The 17,576-nt window shown below is 68.9% G+C and carries 18 protein-coding genes; 14 read left to right on the top strand and 4 right to left on the bottom strand.

Going from position 1 to position 17,576, the window contains the following annotated elements; all coding sequences use genetic code 11:
* Positions 1-148 precede the first annotated feature (148 nt).
* Positions 149-1,600, top strand: a complete 1,452-nt coding sequence (locus tag ACFVJS_RS11390) for an MFS transporter (protein WP_378879633.1) — start codon at positions 149-151, stop codon at positions 1,598-1,600.
* 97 nt (positions 1,601-1,697) lie between these two features.
* Here ACFVJS_RS11390 and trpS read toward each other — a convergent pair whose 3' ends face one another.
* Complete coding sequence (gene trpS / locus ACFVJS_RS11395; RefSeq protein WP_378879637.1) at positions 1,698-2,651, bottom strand: tryptophan--tRNA ligase; 954 nt, start codon at positions 2,649-2,651, stop codon at positions 1,698-1,700.
* Positions 2,652-2,838: 187 nt separating this feature from the next.
* Here trpS and ACFVJS_RS11400 point away from each other — a divergent pair, with 187 nt between their 5' ends.
* From ACFVJS_RS11400 to ACFVJS_RS11420, 5 genes are all read left to right on the top strand, one after another.
* Positions 2,839-4,044, top strand: a complete 1,206-nt coding sequence (locus tag ACFVJS_RS11400) for an acetoin utilization protein AcuC (protein ID WP_378879640.1) — start codon at positions 2,839-2,841, stop codon at positions 4,042-4,044.
* Between the two features lie 210 nt (positions 4,045-4,254).
* Positions 4,255-4,458: a helix-turn-helix domain-containing protein gene (locus ACFVJS_RS11405; protein ID WP_008356311.1), complete on the top strand. Its 204-nt coding sequence runs from the start codon at positions 4,255-4,257 to the stop codon at positions 4,456-4,458.
* A gap of 186 nt (positions 4,459-4,644) precedes the next feature.
* A complete protein-coding gene (locus ACFVJS_RS11410) occupies positions 4,645-4,746 on the top strand; it encodes a 30S ribosomal protein bS22 (RefSeq protein ID WP_008356322.1) in 102 nt (33 codons plus the stop codon).
* Between the two features lie 14 nt (positions 4,747-4,760).
* Positions 4,761-5,780, top strand: coding sequence for an NAD-dependent epimerase/dehydratase family protein (locus ACFVJS_RS11415; RefSeq protein WP_378879643.1), 1,020 nt, complete (start codon positions 4,761-4,763; stop codon positions 5,778-5,780).
* Positions 5,773-6,729 carry a lysophospholipid acyltransferase family protein gene (locus tag ACFVJS_RS11420; RefSeq protein ID WP_378879646.1) on the top strand — a complete coding sequence of 319 codons (957 nt, stop codon included), beginning with the start codon at positions 5,773-5,775 and terminating at the stop codon, positions 6,727-6,729. The genes ACFVJS_RS11415 and ACFVJS_RS11420 overlap by 8 nt, the downstream gene beginning before the upstream one ends.
* Before the next feature lie 104 nt (positions 6,730-6,833).
* Here the strand turns inward: ACFVJS_RS11420 and ACFVJS_RS11425 are convergent, their stop codons facing one another.
* Positions 6,834-8,024, bottom strand: coding sequence for a DUF5667 domain-containing protein (locus tag ACFVJS_RS11425; protein WP_378879649.1), 1,191 nt, complete (start codon positions 8,022-8,024; stop codon positions 6,834-6,836).
* A 142-nt stretch (positions 8,025-8,166) separates the two neighbouring features.
* Complete coding sequence (locus tag ACFVJS_RS11430; RefSeq protein WP_378879650.1) at positions 8,167-8,916, bottom strand: sigma-70 family RNA polymerase sigma factor; 750 nt, start codon at positions 8,914-8,916, stop codon at positions 8,167-8,169.
* A 285-nt stretch (positions 8,917-9,201) separates the two neighbouring features.
* On the opposite strand from ACFVJS_RS11430, the gene ACFVJS_RS11435 reads away from it, so the two are divergent.
* The 3 genes from ACFVJS_RS11435 (at position 9,202) to ACFVJS_RS11445 (ending at position 11,333) form a co-directional block, all read left to right on the top strand.
* The gene (locus tag ACFVJS_RS11435) at positions 9,202-10,128 is read left to right on the top strand and encodes an RNA polymerase sigma-70 factor (protein WP_378879653.1); all 927 of its coding nucleotides are present in this window, start codon (positions 9,202-9,204) and stop codon (positions 10,126-10,128) included.
* Positions 10,129-10,194: 66 nt separating this feature from the next.
* The gene (locus tag ACFVJS_RS11440) at positions 10,195-10,938 is read left to right on the top strand and encodes an SDR family oxidoreductase (protein ID WP_378879656.1); all 744 of its coding nucleotides are present in this window, start codon (positions 10,195-10,197) and stop codon (positions 10,936-10,938) included.
* Complete coding sequence (locus tag ACFVJS_RS11445; protein ID WP_378879659.1) at positions 10,935-11,333, top strand: hypothetical protein; 399 nt, start codon at positions 10,935-10,937, stop codon at positions 11,331-11,333. The genes ACFVJS_RS11440 and ACFVJS_RS11445 overlap by 4 nt, the downstream gene beginning before the upstream one ends.
* Before the next feature lie 69 nt (positions 11,334-11,402).
* On the opposite strand, the gene ACFVJS_RS11450 is transcribed toward ACFVJS_RS11445, so the two are convergent.
* Positions 11,403-12,302, bottom strand: a complete 900-nt coding sequence (locus ACFVJS_RS11450) for an HAD family hydrolase (RefSeq protein ID WP_378879662.1) — start codon at positions 12,300-12,302, stop codon at positions 11,403-11,405.
* A gap of 69 nt (positions 12,303-12,371) precedes the next feature.
* Here ACFVJS_RS11450 and ACFVJS_RS11455 point away from each other — a divergent pair, with 69 nt between their 5' ends.
* From ACFVJS_RS11455 to ACFVJS_RS11475, 5 genes are all read left to right on the top strand, one after another.
* Positions 12,372-12,611, top strand: coding sequence for a glutaredoxin family protein (locus ACFVJS_RS11455; RefSeq protein WP_378879665.1), 240 nt, complete (start codon positions 12,372-12,374; stop codon positions 12,609-12,611).
* Between the two features lie 178 nt (positions 12,612-12,789).
* Positions 12,790-13,515, top strand: coding sequence for a redox-sensing transcriptional repressor Rex (locus tag ACFVJS_RS11460; protein ID WP_378879668.1), 726 nt, complete (start codon positions 12,790-12,792; stop codon positions 13,513-13,515).
* The gene (locus ACFVJS_RS11465) at positions 13,512-14,840 is read left to right on the top strand and encodes a glutamyl-tRNA reductase (RefSeq protein WP_378879671.1); all 1,329 of its coding nucleotides are present in this window, start codon (positions 13,512-13,514) and stop codon (positions 14,838-14,840) included. Before ACFVJS_RS11460 ends, ACFVJS_RS11465 begins: the two co-directional genes overlap by 4 nt.
* Complete coding sequence (hemC, locus tag ACFVJS_RS11470) at positions 14,837-15,847, top strand: hydroxymethylbilane synthase (protein WP_378879674.1); 1,011 nt, start codon at positions 14,837-14,839, stop codon at positions 15,845-15,847. Before ACFVJS_RS11465 ends, hemC begins: the two co-directional genes overlap by 4 nt.
* Positions 15,844-17,529 carry a uroporphyrinogen-III synthase gene (locus ACFVJS_RS11475; RefSeq protein ID WP_378879677.1) on the top strand — a complete coding sequence of 562 codons (1,686 nt, stop codon included), beginning with the start codon at positions 15,844-15,846 and terminating at the stop codon, positions 17,527-17,529. Before hemC ends, ACFVJS_RS11475 begins: the two co-directional genes overlap by 4 nt.
* Positions 17,530-17,576 lie beyond the last annotated feature (47 nt).

Raw genomic sequence — 17,576 nt, forward strand, 5'->3', positions numbered from 1 at the left:
CCCTCCGTTCGGGCCGATGTGAGGTTGTGAGTCCTGTGAGGCTGTGAGAGGAAGTTGACGGGCTCGCACGCGAGGATTGGCGGCTGTTGAAACCTGGGCTGGCGATCGTGGGTGATATCTCGCCGACTGCCTTACCTGAGGAGCCACCATGAGCCGCCGCCACTGGATAGACGACTGGCGTCCCGAGGACGCCACCTTCTGGGAGGAGACCGGGTCGAAGACCGCTCGCCGCAACCTGATCTGGTCGATCTTCGCCGAGCACCTCGGCTTCTCGGTCTGGTTGATCTGGTCGGTCTCCTCGGCCTTTCTGGTCGCCCAGGGCTTCGACTTCACCCCGAGCCAGCTCTTCTTCCTGATCGCGATCCCGAACTTGGTCGGTTCGCTGCTGCGGGTGCCCTACACCCTCGCCGTGCCGAAGTTCGGCGGCCGCAACTGGACGATGATCTCCGCGGCCCTGCTGCTCGTGCCGACCCTCGGCTTCGCGTACGCCGTCACCCAGCCGTCCACCCCCTACTGGGCCTTCTGCCTCATCGCCGCCACCGCGGGCCTCGGCGGCGGCAACTTCGCCTCGTCGATGGCGAACATCAACTTCTTCTATCCCGCGGCCAAGAAGGGCGCCGCGCTCGGCCTCAACGCGGCCGGCGGCAACCTCGGTGTCGCGCTCATCCAGTTCCTGCTGCCGGTCATCGTCGGCGGCGCCGGTATCTTCGGCCTGGTCAAGGCCTCCGAGGGTGGCATCCACCTGGAGCGGGCCGCGTTCGTCTACGCAGCCCTCGCCGTCATCGCGATCCTCGCCGCCTTCTTCTTCATGGACAACATCAGCTCCGCGAAGTCGTCCGCGCGTGAACAGCTCTCGATCGTGAAGTCCAAGCAGACCTGGATCATGTCGTTCCTCTACATCGGCACCTTCGGCTCCTTCATCGGCTACTCCGCCGCGATGCCGCTGCTGATCAAGCTCAACTTCTGGGTCCCCGAGCCAGCGCCGCTCGGCACCGGCATCTACTTCGCCTACTTCGCGTTCCTCGGCGCCCTGATCGGCTCCGCGACCCGGCCGTTCGGCGGCTGGCTGGCCGACCGCTGGGGTGGCGCGAAGGTCACCCTCGGCGCCTTCTCCGGCATGGTCGTCTTCACGCTCGGTGTGCTGTGGACGCTGATGCAGCTCACCCCGAACCCGGAGGCCTCGCCGGCCATCGCGGGCGAGAACCAGTCGTGGTTCCCCGTCTTCCTGGGCTTCTTCATGCTGGTCTTCGCCTCGACCGGCATCGGCAACGGGTCGACCTACAAGATGATCCCGGCGATCTTCCGTCGCGAGGCCGAGCTGGCCACCACGCCGGGAACGGCCGAGCGTGAGGCCGCCCTGGCCGGTGCGACCAAGAAGTCCTCCGCCGCGGTCGGCATCATCGGCGCCGTCGGCGCGGTCGGCGGCTTCCTCATCCCGATCGCCTTCAACAGCCCGTGGGTCGACAACCCGCTCGACGCCACCAAGTCGGCGTTCATCGCGTTCACCGTCTTCTACGCCATCTGCGCCCTGGTCACCTTCACCGTCTACCTGCGTCCGCAGGGTGCGCGGGTCGGTGAGCTGGCGGACGTGCGGATCTGAGCGCCGCCCCGTGTAACACGTCGTTCGTAGGTCTGGTCGCCCCATCTGAACGGGCGGGTAGTCCTACGAACAGCGTGTTACACGGGGTCAGCAGCCCTCAGGCCAGCCCGATAGCCGCCTCCGCCGCGGCCAGGACCGGAGCGGTCACCTCGCGGCACCGCGCGGCTCCCGCGGCGTACACCTCGGTCACGTACGCCCGGTCGGCGGCGAGCTCGTGGTAGCGCTTCTGGATCGGCTCGAGCTCGCTGACGACGGCGTCGGTGACCGCGGCCTTCAGCGCGCCGTAGCCCGACAACCCCGCCGCAGACCCGCCGCAGGCCTCGAGGATGTCGATCAGGTTGGTGACGCCCGGCCGCTTCGGGTCACGGGAGACGTCCCCGGCCGAGTCGGTGACGGCGCGAGCCACCTTGCGGCGTACGACATCGGCGTCGTCGAGCAGGAAGATCGATCCCGGGTGCGCATCGCCGGCCGACTTCGACATCTTGCGCGTCGGGTCGGCCAGATCCATGATCCGGGCTCCGGCCGCAGGATGCACCGCCTGGGGGACCGTGAAGACCTTGCCGTACGTCGTGTTGAACCGGATCGCGATGTCGCGGGCCAGCTCGACGTGCTGCCGCTGGTCGTCGCCCACCGGCACCTCGGACGCGCCGTAGAGCAGGATGTCGGCCGCCATGAGCACCGGATAGGTGAACAGCGAGGCGCGTACCGACGCCCCGACGCGGCGTGACTTCTCCTTGAACTGGATCATCCGCCCCAGCTCGCCGGTGTGTGCGACGCACTCGAGCAGGTAGCCGAGTGACCGGTGCGCGGGGACGTGGGACTGGATGAACAACGTGGCCGGTTCGAGCCCGGCTGCCATCAGGAGGAGGGCCATCTCCTCCGTCCGCGTACGCAGCACCGACGGTTCGTGCGGCAGCGTCAGCGCGTGCAGGTCGGAGAGCCCGTAGAAGGCCGAGGAGTCGGCCGTGGCGGCCATCGGCCGCAGCGCCCCGAGCAGGTTGCCGAGGGTGAGCCGGCCAGAGGGCGTGATGAGGGAGAGTCGCTTGGTCATGGTGAACCTTTCGTGAGAAGAAGGCCCACGGGTCAGCGACGATCACAAACGAAGGAGGCCGCCCGCGGGCGGCCTGATGTGAGTGCTCAACAATCGGATGGACCGCCTAGGAGGCGGGCCACCACTGAGTGGAACGAATGCTGAACACCTCTCCAGTGTCTCACACCTCACGGCTACCGTGTCGCCCATGACGACTCCGCCGACGACATGGCCGCAGACCTGCCAAGGGCACTCGACGGTCGTCTTCGACGAGAGCCTGGCCGACTACGACTTCGGCCCGACTCATCCGATGGCGCCGATCCGGGTGGACCTGACGATGCGCCTGGCCGGCGAGCTCGGGGTGCTCGACCACCTGAAGGTCGTCGAGGCGCCGATGGGCACCCCGGAGCAGCTGCTCACCATCCACGACGAGAGCTACATCGAGGCGGTCATGAGGGCCGGCCGGAGCGGCGACCCGGATCTCGCCCACGGCCTCGGCACCGAGGACGACCCGGTCTTCCCGCACATCCACGACGCCAGCGCCCACATCGTCGGTGCGAGCATCGAGGCCTGTCGCCAGGTCTACTCCGGCGAGAGCCTGCACAGCGCCAACATCATGGGCGGCCTCCATCACGCGATGCGCGACCGCGCGGCCGGTTTCTGCATCTACAACGACGTCGCCGCCGGCATCCAGTGGCTTCTCGACCAAGGCGTGAAGAAGGTCGCGTACGTCGACGTGGACGTGCACCACGGCGACGGCGTCGAGCGGGCCTTCTGGAACGACCCGCGGGTGCTCACGATCTCGATCCACGAGACCGGTCAGCTGCTCTTCCCCGGCACCGGCTTCGCCGAGGAGGTCGGCGGGCCGGACGCCGAGGGGAGCGCGGTCAACGTCGCGCTGCCTCCCGGCACAGCCGACCACGGCTGGCTGCGCGCCTTCCACGCCGTCGTGCCGGACCTGATCCGGGAGTTCCAGCCGGAGATCCTGGTGACCCAGCAGGGCTGCGACTCCCACACCGACGACCCGCTCGCCGACCTTGCCCTCAGCGTGGACGGCCAGCGTGCGGCGTACGTCGCTCTCCACGAGCTCGCCCACGAGGTGTGTGCGGGCAAATGGGTGGCGTTCGGCGGCGGCGGTTATGCCGTGGTCGACGTCGTGCCACGCGCGTGGACCCACCTTCTTGCGCTAGTCTCGGGGAATCCCTTGGAGCCGACGCTCGATGTGCCAGGTGGTTGGCGCGAACACGTGCAGACGCGACTCGGGAGGGTCGCCCCGTTGCGCATGACGGACGGGCGTGAGCCGGCCTACCGCGACTGGGGAAGCGGATACGACCCCGGCACGTGGCTGGATCGGCAGGTCCATGCGACTCGCACAGCGGTGTTCCCGCTGCACGGGCTCGACCCCATGCCGTAGCCCGGTTGCCACGTTTCGACACGGTCGAGAAACCACACTTCCGCGCGCCCAAAAGCAACTCGACACGCCGGGGGTATGTGAGATTCTCAAGGGTGTCCCCTTCCCCATCAGTCACATCAGGCCCTATTCTCACTTTGGGATCGCGTTTTGGGACCAGTGGTGGGGAAGCCACTGGCGTCGCGATCACTCGAGAGAGAACGGTGGAAGCAGATGGTTACTCCTTCTGGAGACATCTCTGACAGCAAGTTCCTGACCGTGGCCGAGGTTGCGTCGATGATGCGCGTGTCCAAGATGACGGTCTACCGGTTGGTTCACTCGGGCGAGCTGCCTGCGGTGCGAGTCGGTCGTTCCTTCCGGGTTCGGGAGGACGACGCGAACGAATACCTCAAGAGCTCGTTCTACAACGCGGGCTAGTTGTCGGACCCCGCGCCCGAGCAAGACGGGGCGCGGGGGCAACACCTGTCTCACCGGGTCACCGATTCTCTCTGCGTCCGCTGGCTTGGTTAGTCTTACCCCCTAGGTCTGTTTGCCGCGCGCTGCGGTGAGTGGCCGCGTCGGCACCGGGCCGGCATTCTCTGCAACGATCGTGAAGGGTTCCCCGTGGGTTCTGTCATCAAGAAGCGTCGCAAGCGCATGGCGAAGAAGAAGCACCGCAAGCTGCTCAAGAAGACTCGCGTCCAGCGCCGCAAGCTCGGCAAGTGACGTACGTGGCGTAGGTGGCGGAACGCACCGGGCCCGGTCGGGTCCTCCTGGTCACCGGGGTCTCGCGTGACCTCGGGCGTCGTTTTGCGCGCGCTGCCGCCTGCCACCCCAACGTCGAGCGGGTGATCGGCGTCGATGTCGCACCGCCTCGCGGCGACATCGGCAAGGTCGGATTCGTCCGAGCCGACATCCGCAACCCGGTGATCGCCAAGGTGATCGCCAAGGAGGAGGTCGACACCGTCGTCCACCTCAGCGTCATCGCGACCCCCGGCAACACCGGGGGTCGTTCGACGATGAAGGAGCTCAACGTCATCGGGACGATGCAGCTCCTCGCGGCGTGCCAGACCGCGCCGTCCCTGCGCCAGGTCGTGGTGAAGTCCACGACCCAGGTCTACGGGGCGAGCAGCCGCGACCCGGCGATGTTCACCGAGTCGATGGAGCCGCGGCGCACCCCGTCCTCCGGCTACGCCCGCGACGTGGCCGACATCGAGTCCTACGTACGCGGCTTCGCCCGGCGTCGTCCGGACGTGGCGGTCACGGTGCTCCGCTGTGCCAACGTCCTCGGGCCGCGGGTGGTGAGCCCGATCGCGTCCCACTTCCGGCGCACGGTCGTGCCGAACGTCCTCGGCTTCGATCCGCGCCTGCAGTTCCTGCACGAGCAGGACCTCTACGGCGTCCTCGAGCACGCCGTACGCACCGGGGTCCCCGGCACCTTCAACGTCGCCGGCGACGGCGTGCTGACCCACTCCCAGGTCGCCCGGCGACTGCAGCGGATGACGGTGCCGATCCCTGAGCCGCTGTTCGGTCTGGCGAGGTTCGGCGGTGGCGAGTATCCCGCAGAGCTGCGGGCGCTGCTGACCTACGGTCGCGGCGTCGACACCACGCGGATGCGCACCCTGCTGGGCTTCGAACCTCGCTACACCACCGAGGAGACGGTCGTAGACTTCGCGGAGAGCGTGATGCCGTCCGCCAACCGTGCCGACCGTGCGCTGGCAGCCTTGGAGAGCCGACTGACAGGAGCGTCCGGTGACTGAGTCCGCCGCCCACGGTTTCCCCGGCGCCACCACGCGCGAGCGCCATCCGCTCCGAGCGATCCCGGCGACCGACTGGGCCGCGGCTCTGGAGAGCGCCGCCAGGGAGGTCTTCGGGGTCGAGTGGGAGGAGCAGCTCGCTCGGTTCATCGTGTTCCTGCGCCGCCGGATCTCCGGCGAATACTCCGTCGACGAATACGGCTTCGATCGCGAGCTCACCCAGCGTTTCCTGCTGGCCGTGCTGCGGCCCATCAAGGAGAAGTGGTTCCGGGTCGAGGTGCGCGGGATCGAGAACATCCCGACCGACGGTGGCGCACTGATCGTCTCCAACCACTCCGGCACCATTCCGATGGACGGCCTGATGACCATGGTCTCGATCCATGACGCCCTCGGGCGCGACCTGCGCCCGCTCGGGGCCGACCTGGTCTTCCGGATGCCGATCGTCGGCAACATCGCCCGCAAGGCGGGCGCCACGCTGGCCTGCAGCGAGGACGCCGAGCGGATGCTCCGCAACGGTGAGCTGGTCGGGGTCTGGCCCGAAGGCTTCAAGGGCATCGGCAAGCCCTACAGCGAGCGCTACAAGCTGCAGCGCTTCGGCCGTGGTGGCTTCGTGTCGTCGGCCCTGCGCACCGGCGTCCCGATCGTCCCGCTCTCCGTGGTCGGCGCCGAGGAGATCTACCCGCTCGTCGGCAACATCCCCGCCCTCGCCAAGGTCCTCGGCGTGCCCTACCTGCCGATCACGCCGTTCTTCCCGCTCCTCGGGCCGCTGGGTCTCATCCCGCTCCCGTCGAAGTGGCTCATCGAGTTCGGCGAGCCGATCCGCACCGATGCGTACGACGCCTCGGAGGCTGACGACCCGATGCTGGTCTTCAACGTCACCGACCAGGTGCGCGAGACGATCCAGCAGACCCTCTACCGCCTGCTGGGCGAGCGCGCCTCCGTCTTCGGCTGACCCACCCAGGCCGAGGCGTCACCCGCGTCGGCCGAGACGTCAGCAGCGCCGGTCGAGACGGCACACATGTGCCGACTCGACCAGCGCGCGTGACGCCTCGGCGACTAAGGGGTGAGAAGACCGGTGGCGCCGGCGAGCACGTCGCCGACCAAGCCGGTGACACCGGTGACCAGGCCGGTGACGGGGTCCGTCACGGTGCCGGGGTCGGTGTCGGGCTCCTGGGTGGGACCGCCGTCGGAGGGCGTGGGAGTGGGCAAGATGCTGCCGTCCTCGGAGGGAGCCTCGCTGGGCTTCTCCGGGGCGTCGTCCTTCTCGTCCTTGGGGTCGGTCACCGAGCCGGGACCGATCTTGTCGGGATCGATGGACGGCAGGTCGAGGGCGTTGTCGTCCGGACTGAGCGGCGGCAGCGCCTCCGCCTCGACGACGGTGTCGGCCGGAAGCAGCCCGTCGATCTCGGAAGTCAGGCTGGAGACCAGCGTCGCGGGCAGCTCCGTGATGCCGCCCTCGCAGGTCGGGCAGAGCTGGGCGGCGGCCTGGTCGATCAGCACGAGCGTCTGGGCGGCGTCGGAGATTGCCGGCTCGGCCTGCTCGGGCACGTGCGGGCTCAGCTCGGCCAGCTCCTCGACGCCGTCGGCCGCGAACGTACGCAGCTGGGCGAGCGACTCGTTGTCCTGAGACTCCTCGAAGTCGCTGATCAGCAGGTCGGAGCCGTGGGCGGCCTGTCGCGAGAAGGTCTCGAGCGTCGAGGTGACCTGCTCGGCGTCGGTCATCGGCGCATCGGCGACCAACGACTTGGCCTCGCGCAGGCGGGTGCCGGCGTCCTCGAGGATTCGGATGCCGCGGGCCTGGGTGCTGACCGTGAAACCGGCCGACACGTTCTCGACGGCGCGCTTGACCGGGTAGAGCGAGTCACCCGGGAGAGCAGTCTGGGACGCGGCGGCGGCACCGGCGGTGCCACCGACGATCGCCATCGCGGCGAAGGCGACGGCCAGCTTGCGCTGCCGGCGCGGCTTCCGCGTGGACCCGACGGTGAGCTTGCGCTCGACGGTCTTCTCGATCCGGGGCGCCGGCACGAGCTCGGTGTCGGCGGCCTCCATGAGGCGCTCACGGAGCGACGCGGAGAACTCGCGACGGGGAACGGCGGAGTCGCTGAGCGTGGAGAGCGACGAAGCGAGGGCTGCCAGATCGCGAAGCTCGTCGGCAGACTGCGAGGAACGCCGATCGGTCGCGGAGTACGCCGCGACCATGCGGTCGAACTCGTCAGCGCGCTTTCGCGCCGGGAACGCCGGGCTCATCGGATGGTTCCTACTCGGTATCGGCAGTGAGGGATTCGTCGAAACAGCTGCGCACAAGGCCCAGCCATGTCGGACAACGAGTCGCCCCGGCCGCGGGTTACGGCAACCGGTCGAGCATTCAAGGTGGTGCGGAACACAATCATCAGCGGATCCCGTCAGGCATCTGCTTGGCGAGATTGCGGATCCCGCGTAGCTGGAGCTGTTTCACGGCTCCGTCGCTGCGTCCGAGGATAGCCGCTGTCTCGGCGATGGACAGCCCTTGGAGGAAACGCATGATGATGCAGTCGCGTTGCTCGTCGGGGAGCTTGGAGAGAGCTCCGAGCAGCATCTCGTTGGTGATCCCGGCCATCACGATCTTCTCCGGCCCGTCGGCAGCGGAGTCGTGCAGCCCCATGTCCTCGGTCGTCATCTCCAGGCGCGTACGTCCCGCCTTGAAGTGATCGGTGGCGAGGTTGCGGGCGATGGTCATCAGCCAGGCGCCGAAGTCCTTGCCCTGCCAGCGGAAGCCGGTCATCGATCGCAGCGCCCGGAAGAAGGTCTCCGAGGTGAGGTCCTCGGCGACCTGGGTGGAGCGGGTGCGGTAGAAGAGGAACCGGTAGACCGCGCCGTTGTAGTGGTCGTAGAGGAGGCCGAACGCCTCCTTGTCGCCCTTGCGCGCCAGCTCGACCAGCGCGATCAGCCGGGTGCGGTCGGCCTCGGTCTCCTCCGAGGAGGCGGCGAGCTCGGCGTCGTCATCGGGCTCGTTGTCGGAGCGGGGCTTGGTGTCGTGGGTGCCGCCCGAGCCGCGACGCTCGGGCTCGGCGAACGGACCGGACGCACCGGCCACGCCGGCGTAGGCGGGTTCGTAGCCCTCGTTCATCAAGAGCGCGACCGCAGCGCGCAGGGCATCCAAGCGACGATGGACGTCATTGGCGCGGCGCGACATGTGGGTCCCTCCCGAAGACTCCCCCTGAGCGAGCCCAACCTTACGGGTTAGGGCATCCCGATGTCAGGTCCCGAGCCGAAGTCGTGTCGGCGTGTGGTGGCATTTTTCCGACACGACGAAGCGCGAAGGCGCCAGCGGTTGGTCCTGCCGAAGCGCGAAGGTGGCCTTGCGGACGATGTGTGGTGGAGATCGCACCGAGTGCAAGGTCATGACTCCCGCGACGGTTCTGCAAGAGGCTGAGAGGCTGTGGGCGTGAGGGTTGATGCGGTTGAGGAGTTCGAGCGGCATCGCTCGCGGCTGTTCGGATTGGCCTATCGGATGCTGGGTTCGGCGGAGGAGGCCGAGGACGTCGTCCAAGACACCTTCCTGCGTTGGCATCAGGCGAGCACTGTCGAGTCGCCGTGGGCGTGGCTTGCCAAGGTCGCCACCAACCTGTGTGTCAACCGGTTGACGTCCGCGCGTGCCCGCCGGGAAACGTACGTCGGGTCCTGGCTGCCGGAGCCGGTGCTGACCGCGGGCGGCACTCTGGGTCCGCTGGACAGCGCCGAGCAGCGGGAGTTCGTCTCGCTGGCCTTCCTGGTGCTGCTGGAAAGGCTCAATCCAGTGGAGCGTGCAGTGTTCGTGCTGCGCGAGGCCTTCGCCTACAGCCATCGAGAGGTGGCCGAGATCATTGACTCCTCCGAGGCGAACTCCCGGCAGCTTTACTCCCGAGCTCGCCGGCGCTTGGCCGACGCGCGTGGCCGCTCCGATCGCCGCCGGGGGGACCGATCCCATCACCGCGACCTGGTGGAGAGTTTCCTGGCAGCCGCGAAGCAGGGTGACCTGCCGGGGCTGGAGAAGGTCCTGGCCGAGGACGTGACCGTATGGGTGGACGGTGGCGGGAGGGTCGGCGCCGCCCGGCGGCCCATCTCCGGCGCCTCACGGGTGGCGCGCTACCTCGTGGGGTCGTTGAGCATCGCTGGTGAGGAGGTGAGGTTGGCGACTGCGGAGGTGAACGGCGCACTGGGGCTGCTGGCCTGGGCCGGCGAGGATCTGGTCGGTGTGCTGGTGGCGGAGACGTCGAATGGCCGGATCAGTGGGATTCGCATCGTCGCCAACCCCGAAAAGCTCCGGCTGTCACATCCCGGAGCCCTATCCGGTTCTTTACGGGCGACCGCCCCAGGCCTGGACCCGGCGTGAGGCGGTGACCTGACAGCCGCGCGACCCGGAACACCGGTATCGCGCTCTCCACGGAGGATCCCACCCATGACGAACCAGATTCTGGTGACGGGCGGCACCGGGCGACTCGGCCGTGCCCTCGTGCCGCAGCTTCTGTCGGACGGTCATACCGTGCGCGTGCTGAGCCGCAAGCCACGATCGGATGAGCTGACGTGGCGCGGTGACCTGCTCACCGGTGAGGGCCTGGCGGAGGCGGTCGACGGCGTCGGTGTGATTGTCCACTGCGCGACCGGTAACGGCCGTGCGGACATCGCCGGCACCTCGAACCTCATCCAGACGGCGACGCAGGCAGGGCGCCCCCATCTGATCTACGTGTCAATCGTCGGTGTCGGCCGGGTGGACATGGCTTACTACCGGGCGAAGCTGGCCTGCGAACGGCTCGTGGAACGCTCTTCCCTGCCGTGGACGATCCAGCGTACGACCCAGTTCCACGAGCTGATCGTCTGGATGTGCACGAGCCAGCGCTGGCTACCGATGATCGTGATGCCCAGCGGGGTCAGCTTCCAGCCCGTCGACGCCGGTGAGGTGGCCGCTCGTCTGGCCGTGCTGGTCGGCGCGCCACCCGTGGGCCGGGCGCCGGACATGGGCGGGCCTGAGGTGCGCCCCGCTGCCGATCTGGCCCGTGCCTACGTCCGCTCGCGTTCCGGTCGCCAGCCGGTGGTGTCGGTGCCGATGCCGGGGGCCGGTATCCGCGGCTACCGCGAAGGGGGACATCTGGTCCCTGAGCATGCCGACGGGCGCATCACCTTCGAGCAGTTCCTCGCCTCATGAGTGCCCGCACCTGGCTGCGGGCGGGCCTCGCCTTCCTCGCCGTGACGCAGCTCGCCGTGGGAGCTTGGGCGTTGTTGATGCCCCGCTCGTTCTTCGCCATTCCATGGGTGGGGATGCGCATGCCGTACAACGCGCATCTGATGATGGACTACGGCGCGATGAGCCTGGCAACGTCGGTGTTGCTGGGCGTGAGCTTCTTCGTCGTACGGCGGAGTATGGCTCGTACGGCGCTCGCGGTGTATCTGGTGTTCGCCGCACCGCATCTGATGATCCACGTACAGCTGCTGCACCATGTCGCTCCCGGTCAACGCGTGCCGTTGCTGGCAGCGCTCACGGCGGCTGTCGTGATCCCGCTGGTGCTGCTTCCGCTCACCAGCCGGCTCGACAAGGCCTGACCCCTCCACCGTCCGCGGCAACGGCCGGCTTGTCGAAAGCACTCCGTTGCCGGTCGTCGCCAGCGGAAATCACTGCTTTCTGCCACGGAGTGCGATCGCCACCGCGATCGCCCCCGTGGCGGCCCCGCCCAGAGCCGCGGTCACGATGCCGGCGCGGGCGGCCTTGCGTCCGGTGCGGTAGTCACGGATCGGCCAGCCCTTCTGGCGCGCGTGGGCGCGCAGGCGCGCGTCCGGGTTGATGGCGCACGGGTGTCCGACCAGCGAGAGCATCGGAAGATCGTTGTAGGAGTCGGAGTAGGCCGCACAACGAGACAGATCGAGGTTCTCGCGAGCCGCGATCGCCTTGACGGCCTCCGCCTTGGCAGGCCCGTGGAGCATCTCGCCGACCAGCTCGCCGGTGTAGACACCGTCCTCGGTGGCCGCCACCGTGCCCAGGGCGCCGGTGAGCCCGAGGCGCCGGGCGATGACCCTGGCCGCCTCGACGGGTGCGGCGGTCACCAGCCACACCCGCTGTCCCTGGTCGATGTGGGTCTGCGCGAGCGCCCGGGTGCCGGGCCAGATCCGGTGGGCCATGCCCTCGTCGAAGATCTCCTCCATCAGGCTCTCGACCTCCTCGGCGCGATGGCCGCGGATGAACGAGAGCGCCGACGACCGCGCCGACTCCATGTGACCCGGGTCCTCGACCCCGGCGACCCGGAAGTACGCCTGTTTGTACGCAGCCGAGGCGATGTCCCGCGTACGGAAGAACTTGCGCCGATGCAGGCCGCGGGCCAGATGGAAGATCGTCGCGCCCTGCATGATCGTGTTGTCCACGTCGAAGAAGGCGGCCGCCGTCGGGTCGCCGCTCGCCGGGTAGAGCCAGGCCTCGATCTCCGCGGCTGCGGCCGATGCCTCGCCAGCGAGGGCCGAGCGGCGTTTGAGGTCTTTTCGCCGCAGCTCGGCACGGCGGCGGTCGCTGGCGCTGCTCATTGCGCCAACAGTAGTGCTCCGGACGCCTCAGCGGCACCCGGGTGCCGAGCCGAGTGCGAAGATGGTCGGATGGAACCGCGTGTGACCTTCTACTCCCGTCAGGGCTGCCACCTCTGCGACGAGGCGAGGCTGGTCGTCGAGAAGGTGGTCGGGGACGACTACACCGAGATCGACATCGACACCGACGACGAGCTGCGCGAGCGCTTCACGAACGAGGTGCCGGTGACGTACGTCGACGGGAAGCAGCACGACTTCTGGCGTGTCTCGGAAGAGCGGCTGAGGTCAGCGCTGGCGCGCTCCCCAGAATAACTGTCGATCGGCCTAATACCCTGAACAACCCCCCTCTGACAACTCCGCAAGCACGTGTGCTAGCCGACGCTCTGCGAGTTTGTTCTCGCGGTCACAAAGTCCGTATGGTGGCTGAGCCGCAGGGCGATCCCGGGCTAAAAAGCCCCCGTCTGTGGCGCCGGCATTGAAAGAGCAGAGCGTGACGGCACGGAGTACGAATACGGGCGAGGGCAGCGGTGCCCACGACCCCCACCGGGAGATCCCCGAGGCGACAGTCGCCCGGCTCCCGGTCTACCTCCGGGCGCTGACCTCGCTCGCCGAGCGCAACATCGCCTCCTGCTCCTCCGAGGAGCTCGCCACGGCCGCCGGGGTCAACTCGGCCAAGCTTCGCAAGGACCTTTCCTACCTGGGGTCCTACGGCACCCGCGGCGTCGGCTACGACGTCGACTACCTGAGCTACCAGATCGCCCGTGAGATCGGCGTCACCCACGACTGGCCGGTCATCATCGTCGGTATCGGAAACCTCGGTCAGGCGCTGGCCAACTTCTCCGGCTTCAGCAGCCGCGGCTTCCGCACGGTGGCGCTCCTGGATGCCGCCGAGCAGATGCAGGGCCGGACGGTCGCCGGGCTCGAGGTCCGGCCGTTCGCCGACCTGGCCGAGATCGTCGCTGCCGAGCAGGTCTCGATCGGCGTCATCTCGGTGCCGGCGACCGCCGCCCAGGACGTCGCCGACGCGATGGTCGAGGCCGGCATCAGCAGCATCCTCAACTTCGCGCCCGCGGTGCTCAACGTGCCGCCGGGCGTCGACGTACGCAAGGTCGATCTCTCGATCGAGCTGCAGATCCTCGCGTATCACGAGTCGCGCAAGGCTGCGGAGGCCGACGAGGCGGTAGATAATGGTTCCGAGGAAGGGATCACGGCATGAGTGTCCTTGTTGTCGGCATCTCCCATAACTCTGCGCCTGTCTCGATGCTCGAGGCGGCGTCGGTGGACGCGGACGGCCTGCAGAAGCTCCTCACCGACGTGGCCGGTTGTGAGCACGTCAGTGAGGCAGCGGTCATCGCGACCTGCAACCGCCTCGAGATCTACACCGAGGTCGACCGCTTCCACGGCTCGGTCGAGGAGCTCTCCCGGCGCATCATCGAGGGCGCCGGCCAGACGCTCGAGACGATGCTGCCACACCTCTACGTCCACTACGACGACGGTGCCGTCTCCCATCTCTTCAAGGTGGCCGCCGGGCTGGACTCGATGGCCGTGGGTGAGGGGCAGATCCTCGGGCAGGCCCGTGCCGCCCTGCAGCTCGGCCAGGAGATGGGCACGGTCGGACCGGCGCTCAACAGCCTGTTCCAGCAGGCGCTGCGGGTCGGCAAGCGCTCGCGTGCGGAGACCGACATCGACCGGGCCGCCCCGTCGCTGGTCACCGCGTCGCTGGGCCGTGCGGCCCGAGCCGTGGGTGACGTACGCGGCAAGCGGGTCGCCGTCGTCGGCGCCGGTGCGATGGCCGGGCTGGCCACCGCGACCGTCTCCCGGATGGGGGCCGCCGACGTCGTCGTGGTCAACCGCACCACGTCCAACGCCGAGCGCCTCGCCAAGGAGTACGCCGCGCGCTCCGCCTCCCTCGACGAGCTGGCCGCGGAGATCGCGGCCGCCGACATCGTCATCACCTGCGCGGGCGCGCGCGGGGTGCTGGTCCCGGCCGGCATGGTAGGTGACCGCAGCGACCGCCCGGTGGCCCTGATCGACCTGGCGCTGCCTCACGACATCGACCCCGACACGGCCTCGCTCCCGGGCGTGACCCTGATCGACCTGGCCGCTCTCGCCGACGAGTTGCACGCCTCGCCCGCCGGCAAGGAGGTGCTCGCGGTCCGCGACATCGTCACCCAGGAGGTCGCGGCCTTCCTGAGCGCCCGGCGCCAGTCGGCCGTCACTCCGACCGTCGTCGCGCTGCGGAGCATGGCCACCGGTGTCGTCGACGCCGAGATGGCCCGGCTCGACGGTCGTCTCCCCGATCTCGACCCGGAGACCCGCGCCGAGGTGCTTCACGCCGTACGTCGCGTGGCCGACAAGCTTCTCCACGAGCCGACCGTCCGGGTCAAGGAGCTCGCGAACGAGACCGGCGCGGTGTCCTACGCCGCCGCGCTCGCCGAGCTCTTCGCGCTCGACCAGAACGCCGTCTCGGCCGTCACCCGGGCCGACGTGCCTTCGTCAGGTGGTCAGCTCGACCACCGGAATCTTGGTGATCATTCATGAGGACCCTCCGCCTCGGCACCCGCCGTTCCCAGCTCGCCGTCACGCAGTCGACCCTCGTCGCGGAGATGCTCCGCGCCCAGGGCCACATCGTCGAGCTGGTCGAGATCGTCTCCGACGGCGACCGCACCCAGGCGTCGAACACCCCGCTGACCAGCGCGAACTCGACCGGCGTCTTCGTCAGTGCGCTGCGCGACGCGCTTCACGCCAAGGAGATCGACCTCGCGGTCCACTCGCTCAAGGATCTGCCGACCTACCCCGAGGAGGGCATCGAGCTGGTCGCGATCCTGCCGCGCGAGGACCCGCGCGACGTGATCGTCGCTCGCGACGGCCTGACCCTGGGCGAGCTCCCGCCGGGCTCGCGGGTCGGCACCGGGTCGCCGCGCCGCGTGGCCCAGATCAAGGCTCTCGGTCTCGGCCTGGAGCTCGCCGGCATCCGCGGCAATGTCGACACCCGCATCAGCAAGGTCCGCTCCGGCGAGTTCGACGCGGTCGTCCTCGCCCGCGCCGGGCTTGCCCGCATCGACCGGCTCGACGAGGTCACCGAGGTCCTCGACCCGATCCAGGTGCTGCCCGCACCCGGTCAGGGGGCCCTGGCGGTCGAGTGCCGTGAGGGCGACGCCGATGCCGACGTACGCAAGATTCTGACCTCCCTCGACGACGCGTCCACCCGAGCGGCTGTCGAGGCGGAACGCGCAGTGCTCGCCACCCTTGAAGGTGGCTGTGCCGCGCCCATCGGGACCCTCGCCGACGTGGTGGAGGGTGAGGAAGGACCAGAGCTGTGGGTGCGGGCAGTGGCGCTCTCACTCGACGGCTCGCTCTCGGTTCGTCTCTCCGCATCGGGACCGATCGACGACGCCGTAGGCGTCGGGCGCCGGCTCGCCGAGGAGATGCTCGCCGAGGGTGCAGCAGACCTGACCGACGATCCCGCGGACCCAGGCCAGGCTGTCATGGACACGGGCGGTTCCCCCCAGGCCGCTCCCGAGCAGGACAAGGTGCACAACGCATGACCCGAGCTAAGACCACCGAGCAGAAGGCCGAGCCCGGCTCGGCCACCCCACTGGGCTGGGTGTCCTTCGTCGGCAGCGGTCCCGGTGACCCTGAGCTGCTGACGGTACGGGCGATCGACCTGTTGAAGCAGGCCGATGTTGTCGTGACCGAGGCCCCCGAGCACGCATCGATGGTGCGCGGCGTACTCGGCATCCCCGAGCCGGTCGACCCGGCCGAGGGTGAGGAGACCCCGGAACCGGTCGGACCCGAGTTCATCGACGGCGGGTTCGGCGTGGACGGCCAGCCCCTGGCCAACGCCGCCCGTGCCAAGGCCGTCGTCAAGCAGGCGAAGCTGGGCAAGCGCGTCGTGCGCCTGATGACCGGCGACCCCTTCCTCTACGCCTCCGGCCCCGAGGAGGCGCAGTCCTGCGCCAAGGCGGGCATCGGCTTCGAGATCGTCCCCGGCGTCTCGTCGGTGTCGGCCGTCCCGGCCTACGCCGGCATCCCGCTGACGACCAAGGACCACCAGGAGGTCGCGGTCGTCACCTGCAACGAGAAGATCGACTGGAGCCAGTACGCCGACAACCGCACGCTCGTCCTCCTCTCCGGTGTCGGCATGATCGGCGACATCGCCAAGGAGCTCGTCGCGGCCGGCCGGCCGGCCAAGACCCCGGTCGCGATCACCCGCGTCGGCACCACCACCGAGCAGGCGACGGTAGAGTCGACGCTGGAGAACATCGCCGTCGACGCTCGTGCCGCACGGATGGCACCGCCGGCGATCGTGGTGATCGGCAAGGTGGTCAACTTGCGTGAGACGCTCTCGTGGTTCGAGACGAAGCCGTTGTTCGGCTGGCGCGTCCTGGTGCCGCGCACCAAGGAGCAGGCGCCGGCGCTTTCGCTGAAGCTGAAGGGCTTCGGCGCCGTGCCTGAGGAGGTCCCGACGATCTCGGTCGAGCCGCCGCGCAACCCGCAGCAGATGGACAAGGCCGTGCGCGGCCTCGTCGAGGGCCGCTACAACTGGATCGCCTTCACCTCGATCAACGCGGTGCGCGCGGTGCGCGAGAAGTTCGACGAGTACGGCCTGGACTGCCGTGCCTTCTCCGGTCTGAAGATCGCCGCTGTCGGCGAGAAGACCGCGCAGGCGCTGGAGGCCTGGGGTCTGCGTCCCGACCTGGTGCCGCACACCGACAACCAGTCGGCTGCTGGGCTCCTCGAGGTCTGGCCGGAGTACGACGAGGACCTCGACCCGATCAACCGGGTCTTCCTCCCGCGTGCCGACATCGCCACGGAGAACCTCATCGCCGGCCTGGTCGACCTGGGCTGGGAGTGCGACGACGTGACCGCCTACCGCACCGTCCGGGCGGCTCCGCCGCCCGCGCCGACCCGCGACGCGATCAAGACGGGCAAGTTCGACGCGGTGGTCTTCACCTCCTCGTCCACGGTCCGCAACCTGGTCGGCATCGCGGGCAAGCCGCACACCTCCACGGTGATCGCGGCGATCGGTCCGGCCACCGCCAAGACCGCCGAGGAGCACGGCCTGCGGGTCGACGTGATGTCGCCGGAGCCGTCGATCGAGGCGCTCACCGAGGCACTCGCCGCCTTCGGCGCCGCGCGTCGCGCGTCGCTTGTCGAGCAGGGCCTGCCGGTCACCAAGCCGTCCGACCGGCGCCCCGCCTCGCGCCGCCGTTCGCGCACCTCCTGAACCAACCGTTCGACGGCAACAGCCGCGTGCTCCCGAGTGTGGGTGCA

It is taken from the genome of Nocardioides sp. NPDC057772 (assembly GCF_042798075.1).
Lineage (GTDB): Bacteria > Actinomycetota > Actinomycetes > Propionibacteriales > Nocardioidaceae > Nocardioides.

Bases quoted from the DNA above. Each gene is read 5' to 3' on its own strand.
- trpS (WP_378879637.1), bottom strand. From the start codon at position 2,651: ATGACCAAGCGACTCTCCCTCATCACGCCCTCTGGCCGGCTCACCCTC.
- ACFVJS_RS11450 (WP_378879662.1), bottom strand. From the start codon at position 12,302: ATGAGCAGCGCCAGCGACCGCCGCCGTGCCGAGCTGCGGCGAAAAGAC.
- hemC (WP_378879674.1), top strand. From the start codon at position 14,837: ATGAGGACCCTCCGCCTCGGCACCCGCCGTTCCCAGCTCGCCGTCACG.
- ACFVJS_RS11425 (WP_378879649.1), bottom strand. From the start codon at position 8,024: ATGAGCCCGGCGTTCCCGGCGCGAAAGCGCGCTGACGAGTTCGACCGC.
- ACFVJS_RS11390 (WP_378879633.1), top strand. From the start codon at position 149: ATGAGCCGCCGCCACTGGATAGACGACTGGCGTCCCGAGGACGCCACC.
- ACFVJS_RS11440 (WP_378879656.1), top strand. From the start codon at position 10,195: ATGACGAACCAGATTCTGGTGACGGGCGGCACCGGGCGACTCGGCCGT.
- ACFVJS_RS11455 (WP_378879665.1), top strand. From the start codon at position 12,372: ATGGAACCGCGTGTGACCTTCTACTCCCGTCAGGGCTGCCACCTCTGC.
- ACFVJS_RS11400 (WP_378879640.1), top strand. From the start codon at position 2,839: ATGACGACTCCGCCGACGACATGGCCGCAGACCTGCCAAGGGCACTCG.
- ACFVJS_RS11405 (WP_008356311.1), top strand. From the start codon at position 4,255: ATGGTTACTCCTTCTGGAGACATCTCTGACAGCAAGTTCCTGACCGTG.
- ACFVJS_RS11445 (WP_378879659.1), top strand. From the start codon at position 10,935: ATGAGTGCCCGCACCTGGCTGCGGGCGGGCCTCGCCTTCCTCGCCGTG.
- ACFVJS_RS11465 (WP_378879671.1), top strand. From the start codon at position 13,512: ATGAGTGTCCTTGTTGTCGGCATCTCCCATAACTCTGCGCCTGTCTCG.
- ACFVJS_RS11475 (WP_378879677.1), top strand. From the start codon at position 15,844: ATGACCCGAGCTAAGACCACCGAGCAGAAGGCCGAGCCCGGCTCGGCC.